The 12,881-nt window shown below is 71.1% G+C and carries 12 protein-coding genes; 4 read left to right on the top strand and 8 right to left on the bottom strand.

Translation table 11 applies throughout. The features are described from left to right. Positions 1-12 precede the first annotated feature (12 nt). From FB047_RS10045 to FB047_RS10035, 3 genes are read left to right on the top strand one after another with little or no spacing between them, the layout of a single operon-like run. Positions 13-414 (top strand): cytidine deaminase, encoded by a 402-nt coding sequence (locus FB047_RS10045; RefSeq protein WP_136587056.1) that lies wholly within the window; start codon positions 13-15, stop codon positions 412-414. Beyond that, positions 411-1,700 (top strand): thymidine phosphorylase, encoded by a 1,290-nt coding sequence (locus tag FB047_RS10040; RefSeq protein ID WP_136587055.1) that lies wholly within the window; start codon positions 411-413, stop codon positions 1,698-1,700. Before FB047_RS10045 ends, FB047_RS10040 begins: the two co-directional genes overlap by 4 nt. Continuing rightward, positions 1,700-2,830 (top strand): adenosine deaminase, encoded by a 1,131-nt coding sequence (locus FB047_RS10035; protein ID WP_240752714.1) that lies wholly within the window; start codon positions 1,700-1,702, stop codon positions 2,828-2,830. The genes FB047_RS10040 and FB047_RS10035 overlap by 1 nt, the downstream gene beginning before the upstream one ends. A gap of 476 nt (positions 2,831-3,306) precedes the next feature. Here the strand turns inward: FB047_RS10035 and FB047_RS10025 are convergent, their stop codons facing one another. From FB047_RS10025 to FB047_RS09995, 7 genes are all read right to left on the bottom strand, one after another. Continuing rightward, positions 3,307-4,089 carry an alpha/beta hydrolase gene (locus FB047_RS10025; protein WP_136587054.1) on the bottom strand — a complete coding sequence of 261 codons (783 nt, stop codon included), beginning with the start codon at positions 4,087-4,089 and terminating at the stop codon, positions 3,307-3,309. A gap of 111 nt (positions 4,090-4,200) precedes the next feature. Then, a complete protein-coding gene (locus FB047_RS10020) occupies positions 4,201-5,352 on the bottom strand; it encodes a mannitol-1-phosphate 5-dehydrogenase (RefSeq protein WP_136587053.1) in 1,152 nt (383 codons plus the stop codon). Continuing rightward, positions 5,349-5,786, bottom strand: coding sequence for a PTS mannitol transporter subunit IIA (locus FB047_RS10015; protein WP_058623482.1), 438 nt, complete (start codon positions 5,784-5,786; stop codon positions 5,349-5,351). The genes FB047_RS10020 and FB047_RS10015 overlap by 4 nt, the downstream gene beginning before the upstream one ends. Before the next feature lie 104 nt (positions 5,787-5,890). Beyond that, positions 5,891-7,555 carry a PTS mannitol transporter subunit IIBC gene (locus FB047_RS10010; protein ID WP_136587052.1) on the bottom strand — a complete coding sequence of 555 codons (1,665 nt, stop codon included), beginning with the start codon at positions 7,553-7,555 and terminating at the stop codon, positions 5,891-5,893. Positions 7,556-7,653: 98 nt separating this feature from the next. After that, positions 7,654-9,339 (bottom strand): phosphoenolpyruvate--protein phosphotransferase, encoded by a 1,686-nt coding sequence (gene ptsP / locus FB047_RS10005; RefSeq protein ID WP_136587051.1) that lies wholly within the window; start codon positions 9,337-9,339, stop codon positions 7,654-7,656. 14 nt (positions 9,340-9,353) lie between these two features. Next, positions 9,354-9,629 carry an HPr family phosphocarrier protein gene (locus FB047_RS10000; protein WP_136587050.1) on the bottom strand — a complete coding sequence of 92 codons (276 nt, stop codon included), beginning with the start codon at positions 9,627-9,629 and terminating at the stop codon, positions 9,354-9,356. A 16-nt stretch (positions 9,630-9,645) separates the two neighbouring features. Next, positions 9,646-9,972, bottom strand: a complete 327-nt coding sequence (locus tag FB047_RS09995; protein WP_136587049.1) for a PTS sugar transporter subunit IIB — start codon at positions 9,970-9,972, stop codon at positions 9,646-9,648. Between the two features lie 188 nt (positions 9,973-10,160). Between FB047_RS09995 and FB047_RS09990 the strand changes: the two genes are divergently transcribed. Further along, entirely contained in the window at positions 10,161-12,089 is a 1,929-nt protein-coding gene (locus FB047_RS09990) for a BglG family transcription antiterminator (protein WP_205822879.1), read from the top strand. 167 nt (positions 12,090-12,256) lie between these two features. On the opposite strand, the gene FB047_RS09985 is transcribed toward FB047_RS09990, so the two are convergent. After that, positions 12,257-12,793, bottom strand: coding sequence for a hypothetical protein (locus FB047_RS09985; RefSeq protein WP_136587048.1), 537 nt, complete (start codon positions 12,791-12,793; stop codon positions 12,257-12,259). Positions 12,794-12,881: the final 88 nt, after the last annotated feature.

The raw sequence follows: 12,881 nt of genomic DNA, 5'->3' as shown, positions 1-12,881 counted from the left end.
CTGCACTCCACGATGACCGACATCGACTGGGACGAACTCCGCGTCGCCGCCACGGATGCCATGCACCGCGCCTATGCGCCCTACTCCCGCTTCAAGGTGGGGGCCGCCGCCCTCGTCGCCGACGGCCGGATCGTCTCGGGGTGCAACGTCGAGAACGCCTCCTACGGCGTGACGCTGTGCGCCGAGTGCGGACTGGTGTCCGAGCTGCACATGTCGGGTGGTGGTCAGCTGGTCGCGTTCGTGTGCGTCGACGGCGAGGGTCGCACCCTCATGCCGTGCGGCCGGTGCCGTCAGCTGCTCTTCGAGCACGCCATCCCCGGGATGCTGCTCGAGACCGTCAGCGGCATCCGCACGATCGACGAGGTGCTCCCCGATGCCTTCGGGCCGCGTGACCTCGAGGAGGCGGCGCGATGAGTGCGGAGCAGTACGACGCGGTCGACATCATCCGCGCTCAGCGCGACGGCAAGGCCATCGGCGAGGGCGAGATCCGCTGGTTGGTCGACGCGTACACGCGCGGATACGTCATGGACGCGCAGATGTCGGCCTTCACCATGGCGGTCCTGCTGAACGGCTTGGGCCGCGATCAGATCCGCGTGCTCACCGACGCGATGATCGCCTCGGGCGAGCGCATGGACTTCTCCGCGCTCGGCAAGACCACGGTCGACAAGCACTCGACCGGAGGCGTGGGCGACAAGATCACCCTGCCCCTCGCGCCGCTCGTGGCGGCCTTCGGCGTCGCGGTGCCGCAGCTCTCCGGCCGCGGTCTCGGGCACACCGGCGGAACGCTCGACAAGCTCGAGTCGATCCCCGGCTGGCGCGCGGCGCTGTCGAACGACGAGATCATGGCGCAGCTGCGCGACGTGGGCGCGGTCATCTGCGCCGCGGGCACGGGCCTCGCCCCCGCCGACAAGAAGCTGTACGCGCTGCGCGACGTCACCGGCACGGTCGAGGCCATCCCGCTGATCGCCTCGAGCATCATGTCGAAGAAGATCGCGGAGGGCACCGATTCGCTCGTGCTCGACGTGAAGTTCGGTTCGGGTGCCTTCATGCAGGACATCGACCGCGCGCGCGAGCTGGCCGAGACGATGGTCGCGCTGGGCACCGACTCGGGCGTGAACACCACGGCCCTGCTCACCGACATGAACACCCCGCTCGGTCTCGCCATCGGCAACGCCAACGAGGTGCGCGAGTCGGTCGAGGTGCTCGCCGGGGGCGGACCCGCCGACGTCGTCGAGCTGACCGTCGCCCTGGCCCGCGAGATGCTCACGCTCGCCGGTCAGCCGGATGCCGACGTCGAGGCGGCGCTGAAGGACGGTCGCGCGATGGACGTCTGGAAGCGCATGATCCGCGCCCAGGACGGCGACCCGGATGCCGCCCTCCCCACGCCGCGCGAGACCCACACGGTCGTCGCCGAGCGGTCGGGCGTCGTCTCGCGCATCGACGCGCTGCCGTTCGGCATCGGCGCCTGGCGTCTCGGTGCCGGGCGCGCGCGGGCGGAGGACACCGTCGTGCACGCCGCGGGCATCGACCTGCATGTCACCGTCGGCCAGTCCATCACCGCCGGTCAGCCGCTGTTCACCCTGTCGGCCGACGATGAGACGCGCTTCGCGCGTGCGCTCGACGCCGTCGAGGGTGCGTGGCAGATCGGCGACACCGCCCCGGCGGCGACGCCGATCGTGCGGGAGCGGATCACCGCCTGATGGCATCCGGAAAGAAGGACACCGTGGCATCCGACGACTTCCGTATCGGTCGCACGAAGATCGCCGATTTGCCCAAGGTCTCGCTGCACGACCACCTCGACGGCGGTCTTCGGCCGCAGACGGTGCTCGAACTGGCCGACGAGGTGGGTCTCGACCTGCCCGCCGACGACGCGAAGAGCCTGGAGGCGTGGTTCTCCGACCACATCGACGGGGGTTCGCTCGAGGACTACCTCGAGAAGTTCGACGCGACGGTCGGCGTGATGCAGACGCGCGAGGGTCTCGTGCGGGTGGCCCGGGAGTTCGTCGAAGACCTCGCCGCCGACGGCGTCGTCTACGGCGAGGTCCGCTGGGCGCCGGAGCAGCACCTCACGCGCGGTCTGAGCTTGGACGAGGTCGTGGACGCCGTCCAGGAGGGCATCGAGGAGGGTGAGGATGCCGCGGACGCCCGCGGTCACGACATCCGCGTCGGTCAGCTGCTCACCGCCATGCGTCACACCGACAATTCCCGCGACATCGCCGAGCTCGCCGTCGCCTGGCGCGGGCGGGGCGTCGTCGGGTTCGACCTCGCCGGGGCGGAGGACGGGTTCCTCCCGAGCCGCCACCGCGCGGCGTTCGACTACCTGGCCGAGCAGTTCTTCCCCACGACGGTGCACGCCGGCGAGGGGGCGGGTCTGGCCTCCATCCGCTCCGCTCTCATCGACGGTCGCGCTCTGCGACTCGGTCACGGCGTGCGCATCGCCAACGACCTCGACGTCGTCTCGCGCGAGGGCGAGGAGGTGCAGGTCACGTTCGGCGACCTCGCCCGCTGGGTGCGCGACCGCGAGATCACGCTCGAACTGTCACCGACGTCGAACCTGCAGTCGGGCGCCGTCACGGCCTGGGGCGACACGATGGACGCCCACCCGTTCGACCTGCTGTACCAGCTCGACTTCTCGGTCACCGTGAACGTCGACAACCGCCTCATGAGTGCGACGACGCTGACCCGCGAGCTGGGACTGCTGGCCCAGGCGTTCGAGTACGACCTCGACGACCTCGAGGCGTTCCAGCTGAATGCGGCGGCGGGGGCTTTCCTCCCGGTCGAGGAGCGCGAGGAGCTCATCGAGATCATCTCGGACGGCTTCCAGCGCTGAGAAGCGGCGTCAGGGGCGCGGACCGTTTCCGGTCCGCGCCAATCCAGACGCCCGCCCACGCGCGCTGCCGCGGCGACGTCATCATGCGTGTGGGCCGCGACGAATCGGCCCTGCCGCACGCGCGTGAGGGTGCCGTCGGCGACGGCGCGGGCGAGAGAGCGACGCGACCAACCCGCCGCGTGAAGCTCGCGTGTCGCCCACACCGTCTCGTGGTTCTGGTGGTGCCCGAGATCGACGGATGCCATCGCCCCACCCTGACGGTTCCGCTCGGCCCGCCGCGAGGCGGGGGCGAAACTGTGGACAACTGGTGCATGGGAGGAGCGGTCGGCAACTGCCCGGGGCGAGCCAAACTCCTGAATCTCATGCCCGAATTGGCCTTCAGCGGCGGCATCCACGGGCGACAGGTGGATTTCTCAGGAGTTTCGACCGCGCGGGCGGGTGCCGCGGCCCGGGGGTCTGCCGCGGCCGGGTGCGGGCTACGGCCGCGGCAGGAAGCCCGCGAGCTGCTCCGCGATCACCCGATCCACCTCGGCCGCGTCGGCGGTCGGCGTGCCGTCGCCGGGCTGCGGTCCGTAGGCGCCGAACGAGGCGTGGGACGCGCCGGGAATCTCGACGAAGGTGGCGTTCGCGGGCAGTTCGCCCTTGGCATCCGCGATCTTCTGCGGAGTGCTCAGGCCGTCTTCCGAACCGGACAGGCTCAGCACGGGGAGTCCGGATGCCGAGAGGTCGTTCGCGCAGTACGACGCGAACAGCACGAGGGCATCGGCGTCGGTCGCGAGCTGGCACGCGCGCACCCCGCCGAGCGAATGCCCGCCGACCGCCCAGGTCGAGACGCCCGGGGCGAGATCGGTGAAGGTCGACAGCGGGCGGGGGTCGAAGAACGCGAGGTTCAGCCAGGGCTTCGTGATCACGATCGTCACGCCGTCGTCGACGACGGTGTCGGCGAAGGTGGCGATGTACCCCTCCGCCTCCACCTTGGCGCCCGGGATGAAGACCAGGCCCTGCCCCGTCGCGCCGGCCGTCGGTGCGAGCACGATCCCCGCGCCGTCGTCGGTGATGGTCAGCCCGGGGTTGGCCTCGGCTTCGGCGAGCGGGCCCGGTTCCGCACCCATCACGCCGACCTGGCTGTAGATCAGGATGCCGCCGACGAGGAGGACCACGACGGCTCCCAGCCCACCGAGGACCCAGCGCAGCAATCGCCGGCGACGACGCGGAGCGGGGGAGGGAGCGGGATCGCTGGGGGCGGTGCTGTCGGTCACGTCTTCGAGCGTATCGCCGGGCGCGCGGTGCGAGCGGTGCACGCCGGAAGGCGGAAACACGACACCGCCGACGCGCCGCCGGATGCGGCCGCGTCGGCGGTGTCGGGGGAGTCAGGCCGAGAGCGCCGCCTGGCGTGCGGCGACGATCTCGACGACGCGCCCGTACAGCGGGTGGTCGGCGTCGAGGCCGGTCACCTCGGACGTGAACGACGCGGCGTCGGTCTCGCGCAGCAGGCGCTGCAGCTCGACGGCCTGAGCGTCCTCGGCATCCTGGAACTCCAGCGCGGCGGCCATCGCGGCCACGAGCGCGTCGACGGGGAGGCCCCGCTCGACGGCCTCGGCCGCGGGGCCGACGAAGCGTTCGTGCCGCGAAAGCTTGCGCAGCGGCTGCCGACCCACGCGCCACACGGTGTCGGGGAGGGCGTCGTTGCGGAAGCGCCGCAGGATCGTGGCGCGGTACTCGCCCTGCACACCGGCGTCGAGCTCGTGCTTCTGCACGAGCAGGGCGCTGGTCTCCTCCAGCGCCGCCTCGACCTTCGCCGCGATCGCCGGATCGGCGAGGGCGTCGGAGATGCGGTCGATCCCGGCCTGCGCCCCGAAGTACGCGGTGGTGGCGTGTCCGGTGTTGACCGTGAAGAGCTTGCGCTCGATGTACGGCTCGAGGTCGTCGACGAAGTGCGCGCCGGGGATGTGCGGCGGGGTGTCGCCGAACGGCGCCCGCTCGATGGCCCATTCGTAGAACGGCTCGACGGTGACGTCGACGCCGCCCTGCGCCTGGGCGGGGACGATGCGGTCGACCGCGGTGTTGGCGAAGACGGCACGGGATGCCAGGGCGTCCCACGATTCGCCGGCGAGCTCGACCACGTGCTCGCGGAGCTGGTCGGTCGCCCCGATGGCGTTCTCGCAGGCCATGATCTGCAGTGCGGGCAGGGAGGGGTCGCGCAGCGCGAGTCCCGCGACGATGTGCGGGGCGACGAACTTCAGGATCGTGGGTCCGACGGCGGTGGTCACCACGTCGGCCGTGGCGATCTCGTCGACGAGGGCGTCGGCATCCACCGAGCTGTCGATCGCGCGGAAGTTCGTCACCTGCGTGTCGACGCCGCCCTCGCCCACCTCGTGGACGGTGTACGACGACGCGTCGTTGATCGCGGCCACGAGGGCGGCGGAGACGTCGGAGAAGACGAGGTCGTAGCCGCCCTCGTGCAGCAGCAGTCCGACGAAGCCGCGGCCGATGTTGCCCGCGCCGAAGTGGACGGCCTTCATGCGTTTACGGAACCCGCGAGGGCCTCGTAGAGCTCCTCGGGCGAGGAGGCGGCCTTCAGGCGCGCGACGTCGTCCTCCTCGGAGAAGAGGATCGCGATCTGCGACAGGATCTCGAGGTGCTCGTCGCCCTTGCCGGCGATGCCGATCACGAAGGTGACGGGCTCCCCGCCCCAGTCCACGCCGCCGTCGTAGCGGACGACCGACAGGCCGGACTCGAGGATCGCCTGCTTGGTCTCGTTGGTGCCGTGGGGGATCGCGAGCTCGTTGCCCATGTAGGTCGACACGGTCTCTTCGCGCGCCTGCATGGCGGCGAAGTAGTCGGCGGTCACGGAGCCGGTGGCCTGCAGCAGGTCGGCCGCCTCTTTCATCGCCTCCTCGCGGGTGGCGCTCCCGGGGTGGATGCGGACGGATTCGATGCGGAGGACGTTCGACATGGTTCTCGCCTTTCTCGTCGTGCTGTCCAGCCTCGCAAAACGCGGGCCGGACGGGAAGACGCCAGGGGTCGGGCTGACGCTCCGACCCCTGGCGTGCTAGGGGGTTACTTGGACTCGTGCTGCGAGCGGACCATCTCCACGACCTCGTCGTAGCGCGGCGAGTTCATGAAGTTGTCGACCGACACGTGCAGCGAGTCGGGCGACTGCGCCTTGGCGCGGTCGGTGAGCTGGTTCTGCGTGATGACCAGGTCTGCCGAGCCGTCGAGGTTCGCGATCGCTTGGTTGGTGACCGTGACGCCCTCGATTCCGGCCTTCTTGATCTTGTTGCGCAGGACGCTCGCGCCCATCGCCGAGGAGCCCATGCCGGCGTCGCAGGCGAACACGATGTTGTTCAGCTGCTTGGTGGCCACGCCGCCTTCGAGGCCCCCGAGGGCGCCGTCGACGTCGCGGTCGGCCGCCTCCGTGGTGCCCGAACCGGTGGTACCGGCGGCGCGGGTGCGCAGGGCGCCCAGCGCGGACGACTCCTTGCCCTTGTTCGCGGCGGTCTGATCGATGGCCGCGGCGAAGCTGTCGCCCTCGGCCTCCTGGTCGCGCTTGCGCGAGGCCCGCAGGATGACACCCGAGATCAGGAAGGTCACGACCGCGGCGACGATCACCGAGAGGTAGACCACGAGCACGTTCGCCACGCCGCCGCCGGCGGCCGCAGCCGTGACGGCGATGATGCTGCCGGGAGCGGCCGGGAAGACCAGGCCACCGCCGAAGATCATGTTGACCGCGACACCCGAGGCGCCACCCGCGATGAGCGCGAGGATCGTCATCGGCTTGGCGAGGGCGTAGGGGAAGTAGATCTCGTGGATGCCACCGAGGAACTGGATGACGATGGCACCGGGGGCCGACGCCTTCGCCGCGCCGACACCGAAGAAGGTGAAGGCGAGCAGCAGGCCCAGGCCGGGGCCGGGGTTGGCCTCGATGAGGAACAGGATCGACTTGCCCGTGTTCGCGGCCTGCTCGATGCCGAGCGGGGTGAACACGCCGTGGTTGATGGCGTTGTTGAGGAACAGCACCTTGGCCGGCTCGACGATGATCGACAGCACCGGCAGCAGGTTGAACTGCACGAGGAACCCGACGATGCTGCCGAGGACCGCGCTGATGCCGAGGAAGACGGGACCGAAGGCGAAGAAGCCGACGATCGCGAGGATCATGCCGAGGATGCCGGCGGAGAAGTTGTTCACGAGCATCTCGAAGCCGGGGCGGATCTTGCCGTCCCACAGCTTGTCCATCTGCTTGGTGATCCAGGCCGCGAGCGGGCCCATGATCATCGCGCCGAGGAACATCGGGATGTTGGTGCCTACGATCACGCCCATCACGGCGATGGTGGCGACCACGCCACCGCGCGCACCGTAGACGATGCGTCCACCGGTGTTGGCGATGAGCAGGGGCAGCAGGTAGGTGATCATGACGCTGACCAGGCCGACGTAGCCCTGGTAGGTGCCGCCGTCGGCGTTCGCGGTCAGCGCGGTCGCCGCTCCGGGCCAGCCGATGGTCGCGGCGTCTCCGCCGCCGCCGATGATCTCGGCGACCGGGGCCCAGTGCCACCCGAAGGGGCTCTTCGCGCCGAAGAACCCGGCGGGGATGAAGAGCATGGTGATGAAGCCCCATGCGATGAACGCCGCGATGTTCGGCATGATCATGCCGGAGAGGAACGTGCCGAATCGCTGAACCGCGATCCGTGCCCCTCCCGGCTTCTTGGTGGGTGACGTCGTCGTCATTGCTGTGTCTCCTTGATGTGGTGCACGGCGGGGGCCGTGCGGTGGGGATGCGGCGTCGGCCGCGGTGTCGACGGGGCGGTGGGAACCGTCCCCGGGGTTCACGGGGTGGGAACGAGGGCGGAAGCCGCCTGGGCGGCCTCGCGGGCGGATGCCGCGTCGTCGGCGGACAGGGCGGCCTCGGCGATGCGCAGGGCGTCGTCGAGCGTGTGGGTGAGCAGCGTCGCGCGCACGTCGGCGAGGGCCGTGGGGGCCATCGACAGCGTGGTGGCGCCGAGACCGACGAGCACGACCGCCAGCAGGGGATCGGCCGCCGCTTCGCCGCAGATGCCGACGGGCTTGCCGTGGGCACGGCCCGCCGCCCCGACCTCGCGGATGAGGCGGAGGACGGCCGGATGCCACGGGTCCTGGAACGACGCGACCGAACCGAGCAGCCGGTCGGCGGCGAGCGTGTACTGCGTCAGGTCGTTGGTGCCGATCGAGGCGAAGTCGGCGATCTGCAGGATGCGGTCGGCGAGGAGAGCCGAGGAGGGCACCTCGACCATCACGCCGGTCGTCTTCAGGCCGTAGTCCTTGGCGAGGGCCGTGAAGTACCGGGTCTCCTCGACGGTCGAGACCATGGGCGCCATGACCCACAGGTCGGCGGGACCGGCCTCGGAGGCGCGGGTCGCGGCATCCGCCTCAGCGAGGGCGGTGAGCTGCTCGCGCAGGATGTCCTCGCTCGCGCGGAGGGCGCGCAGGCCGCGAAGGCCCAACGCGGGGTTCTCCTCGTGCGCGTCGTTGAGGAAGGGGAGGGGCTTGTCGGCGCCGGCGTCGAGCACGCGCACGACGACCTTCTTGCCCGGGAACGCGCTGAGCAGCTCGATGTACGCCGCGCGCTGCTCCTCGACGGTGGGCGCGGAGCTCGAGCTGAGGAAGAGGAACTCGGTGCGGAACAGTCCCACGCCCTCGGCGCCCAGCTCGACGGCCTCGGCGGCACCGCCGGGCTTGCCGAGGTTCGCCAGCAGCGGCACTTTCGTGCCGTCGGCGAGGGCGCCGTCGGTGATGGGGGCGGATGCCGCGGCGGCACGGGCGTCGGCGCGGTTCTTCGCGCGCTCGAGGTCGTCTGCGCTCGGGTCGACCGTGACGACGCCGGCGGCGGCATCCACGATGACGGACTGTCCGTCGACGAGGTCCTTTGCGCCGGCGGCGCCGACGACCGCGACGATCGACTTCTCGCGGGCGAGGATCGCCGTGTGCGAGGTCGGGCCGCCCTCGGTGGTCACCAGAGCGAGCACCTTGTCGAGGTCGAGCAGCGCGGTGTCGGCGGGGGCGAGGTCTTTCGCCACGAGCACGAAGGGGTGTCCGGGATCCGGGATGCCGGGGGCCGCGACGCCCCGCAGGCGCGCGATGACGCGCTGGGCGACGTCGTCGAGGTCGGCGGCGCGTTCGCCGAGATATCCGCCGAGGGCGACGAGCTGCTCGCGGAACGAGGCGAAGGCGTCGTGCACGGCGAACTCGCCGGTCTTGCCGGCGGCGAGGCGGCTGTCGACCTCTGCCTCGAGGGTCGGGTCCTCGGCGATCATCGCCTGCGCCTCGAGCACGTCTCGGGCGGCGCCGCCCGCCTGCGCGCCGCGGGCCTCGAGCTCGCGCGCGACGGCGCCGACGGCCTCGCGCACGCGCGCCGTCTCCTCGTCGATCGAGAGCTCGCTCTTGGCATCCTTCGGGGCGGGCAGGGGCTCGGCCATGCGCGCGATGGGTCCCTGGGCGACGCCCAGTCCGATTCCGACTCCACGGAGTTCCGTCATGGTGTGTGTCTTCCTTACTCGGCGTCGTGGTCGGTGGTCAGCAGCTCGGCGAGGCGCTCGAGCGTGGGCTCGGCGTTGTCGCCGTCGGCGGTGAGGGTGACGTAATCGCCCTGCTCCAGTCCGAGGGCGATGATGCCGAGGATGCTGGCGGCGTTGATGGGCGAGCCCGCGTCCTTGGCGAGGGTCACCGGGATGCCGGACTCCTTCGCCGCCTGCGCGAAGAGCTTCGCGGGGCGCGCGTGCAGGCCGTGCGACGATCCGATGCGGACGGTGCGGGTCAGATGGGGCATGGGTCTCTCCGTCGACTCAGATCGTGTCCGCCGGCTGGCGGGATCGCAGGGAGGCCTCGACCAGGTCGAGGGTTCGGGTGCCGCTGAGGTCGGCGAACACGTCGTCGGGGAGCAGGACGACCGCTGCTCCGCGCGGGGCGGCCTCGCGGCGGATGTGCTCGATGTCGGCGGCGAGATGCGGACCGACGAGCACGATGTCGGCGGCGTCGAGGTCGACGGTCAGGGAACGGGCGGTTCCGGCCGAGGCGGAGTAGTCGAGGCCACGGTCTTGCGCAGCACGACGAACGCGCTGCGCGACGAACGTGCTCGACGCACCCGCTCCACACACCACGAGGATCTTCATCGACCGGCCTTTCTTCCTCTCGATTGTCCGCACCGGCTTCACAGGAGACAACCAGGTTCGTTTCCCACCCCCCGGAACGTCGTTGCCGCGACCGCTCTCGTCGGCTTCGCCCGCACCCGCGCCCGAGGCGGACGGGCGTGAAAGGATGAAGGGATCGCTGCTCACCGGGGCGGCGCGGAGGACGGATCGTGACGACGAAAGCTCGCCAAGACCGCCTGCTGGCCCTGTTGCTGCGGGACGCGGAATGGTCGACCGCCGCATCGCTGGCTGACGCCCTCGGCGTCACCCCGCGCAGCATCCGGTCCTACGTCACCGCCCTGAACGCGCGCGTGGCGTCGGGCAACGCGGTCGAGTCCGGGCCCCTCGGTTACCGCGCCGGCGGCGACGCCGCGGCGGCCCTGCGGTCGGCGTCGGGGGCGGATGCCGGCACCCCGCGCGATCGCCTGCACACCCTCGTGCGGCGACTCCTCGATTCCGCCGACGGCATCGACGTGTTCGAGACCGCCGACGCCCTGCACGTGAGCGCCGCGACCCTGGAGGCCGACCTCTCGCGCGTGCGCGGCCTGCTCGGCGGCACCGAGCTGACCCTGGAGCGCTCGGCATCCACCGCGCGCCTGCGCGGGACCGAGGTCGCGCAGCGGCGACTGCTGTCGAAGCTCGCGCACGACGAGATGGATGCCGGGATGTTCGACCTCGACGCGCTGCGCCGCACGCTGGGCGAGCGTTCGGTCGGCGCCCGCGCGTTCGGTCCGTTCAAGGCCGAACTGGTCGCCGAGCTCGGGGCCCTCGGGTACTACGTGAACGAGATCGGCATCGGCGACGTCGTGATGCACATCGCCATCGCCGCCGACCGGACCACGCGCGATCGCGCCCTCGGTTCGCCCGGCGGGGATTCGTCCGACGCGGCCGCCGCCGTCGTCGAGCTGCTCGACCGCCTCACGCTCAAGCACATCGGCGTGCAGCTCGGCTCCGGCGACCTCCGCCACCTCGCGACCCTCGTACTCACGCGCATCGTCGCTCCCGGAACCCCGGGCGGCGACGACGTGCGCTCGCGCCTCGACCCGTCGGTCGAGGCCTCCGTCCGGCGCGTGGTCGAGAACGCGGCATCCGAGTTCCTCGTCGACATCGCGCACGACGACTTCATCCTCCGTCTCGCGCTGCACGTGCAGAACCTGCTCGCGCGTTCCCGGGAGCAGGCGTGGTCGCGCAACCCGCTCACGCGCTCGCTGAAATCGACGTACCCGATGATCTTCGAGGTCGCCGTGTACATCGCGAAGGGGCTGCAGGACGGCCTCGGCATCCCGATCCTCGACGACGAGATCGCCTACATCGCGATGCACGTCGGCGGCCGCCTCGAACGCAGCCGCCGCGCCGACCAGTTGCTGACGGCGACGATCGTGTGCCCCGGGTACTACGAGCTGCACGAACTGCTGCGCTCGAGCGTGGACCGTTCGCTCGGGCAGGCCATCGAGGTCGTCGGCGTCGAGACGCGCATCGACCCCGCGTGGGATGCCATCGAGACCGACCTCGTGCTCACCACGATCGACCCGCCGCGGCCGGGCGACCGGTTCGTGCGCATCCAGCCGTTCCTCACCGACGCCGATGTGGAGCGCGTGCAGGCCGCGGCCGGGCGCATCCGTCGCGGCCGTCGTCTCGCGCGCCTGCGCGCCGAGCTCGAACGCTACTTCGCGCCGGGCGCTTTCGTGCGGGGCCTGGATGCCGCCGATGGCGAGGCCGGCGTCATCCGGCGCCTGGGCGGTCTGCTCGTGGAGCAGGGGGTCATCGACGAGGCCTACGTCGATCGCGCGGTGGAGCGCGAGACGATCTCGTCGACGGCGTTCACCGACGCCCTCGCGGTGCCGCACGCGATGGGGATGACCGCGACGCAGACCCGCATCGCGATCGGGATCGCCGACCCCTCCATCGCGTGGGGCGAGGGGCGCGTGCAGGTCGTCGCGCTCGTGGCGTTCAGCGAGACCGACCGCGAGGCCTTCCAGACGGTGTTCGAGCAGTTCGTCGAGGTGTTCAGCGAGCGCGACAGCGTGCAGCGCATCGTGCGCCGCGCGGTGTCGTTCCCCGCGTTCCTCGACGAGCTGGTCGCGGTGATCGACGGCTGACGCGGGGGTCGATACTCCGCGGCCCCGGCGTCAATGACGTCGTCGCGCGGGCGTGTGCGCGCGGGCGTCGAGGCCGTGGTTACGGGGGGTGGGGTTGCACGGGGGTCGGGGCGCCGGGCGTGCAGTGGGGCGTTCGGTGTGCGCCCCGGTGCACGTCGCGCGCCCCATTAGGTGGAGTTCCCGGCCGTGTGCGGCTCGATGCCGAAAGCGGCGAGCCGGCGGCCGAGCGTCGCGGCGTCCTTCAGATCGCCCCAGCCCCAGCGGGCGAACCGGCGTTGAGTCGTGCCGCGAATCCAGTCTTCGCGGCGCTTCTCCTGCTCGAGGACCTCGAAGGCGTTTCGGCCCGATGCCTCGGGCAGCTCGCGGTACTTGACGCGTCCGTCGAACTCGCCCCATGCCCCGACATCGTCGAGGCCGAAGTCGACCCAGAACGTCCTGCCGTGAGGGCCGGGGATCGGAACCTGGAGTGAGGGAGCGGCGAAGCCGAGTTCGAGCAACCGAAGCCGGCTGATGCTCTCACCCGGCAGCTGCGCACGGCCGTCAGCGAGACCGATGACGCGCTCGGCGCGCACGCGCCCGCGCGTCGTCGTCGCCGCGATACGCCGCATGTCGTCCTTCAGCTCGTGGCGCACCCGTCGTGAGTGCCACCCGAGCGCGTCGAGCTGCTGCCGTGAGATGAGAGGGATTGAGAAGGCCGTTGACACCCGCCCACGGTCTCACCGCACGCGCCGCCCCCGCCCGCCGCATCCCCTCCACCTGTGGAGACGTATCTCCTCGGGAGGAGTCAACCCG

The organism is Microbacterium hydrothermale, from assembly GCF_004854025.1.
GTDB classification, from domain to species: domain Bacteria; phylum Actinomycetota; class Actinomycetes; order Actinomycetales; family Microbacteriaceae; genus Microbacterium; species Microbacterium hydrothermale.
Note: the sequence above shows the minus strand (reverse complement) of the source record. Positions and strands in the feature narration are given on the sequence as shown.

Bases quoted from the DNA above. Each gene is read 5' to 3' on its own strand.
- FB047_RS10015 (WP_058623482.1), bottom strand. From the start codon at position 5,786: ATGTCGAACGTCCTCCGCATCGAATCCGTCCGCATCCACCCCGGGAGC.
- FB047_RS10040 (WP_136587055.1), top strand. From the start codon at position 411: ATGAGTGCGGAGCAGTACGACGCGGTCGACATCATCCGCGCTCAGCGC.
- ptsP (WP_136587051.1), bottom strand. From the start codon at position 9,339: ATGACGGAACTCCGTGGAGTCGGAATCGGACTGGGCGTCGCCCAGGGA.
- FB047_RS10035 (WP_240752714.1), top strand. From the start codon at position 1,700: ATGGCATCCGGAAAGAAGGACACCGTGGCATCCGACGACTTCCGTATC.
- FB047_RS10010 (WP_136587052.1), bottom strand. From the start codon at position 7,555: ATGACGACGACGTCACCCACCAAGAAGCCGGGAGGGGCACGGATCGCG.
- FB047_RS10045 (WP_136587056.1), top strand. From the start codon at position 13: ATGACCGACATCGACTGGGACGAACTCCGCGTCGCCGCCACGGATGCC.
- FB047_RS10000 (WP_136587050.1), bottom strand. From the start codon at position 9,629: ATGCCCCATCTGACCCGCACCGTCCGCATCGGATCGTCGCACGGCCTG.
- FB047_RS09995 (WP_136587049.1), bottom strand. From the start codon at position 9,972: ATGAAGATCCTCGTGGTGTGTGGAGCGGGTGCGTCGAGCACGTTCGTC.
- FB047_RS10020 (WP_136587053.1), bottom strand. From the start codon at position 5,352: ATGAAGGCCGTCCACTTCGGCGCGGGCAACATCGGCCGCGGCTTCGTC.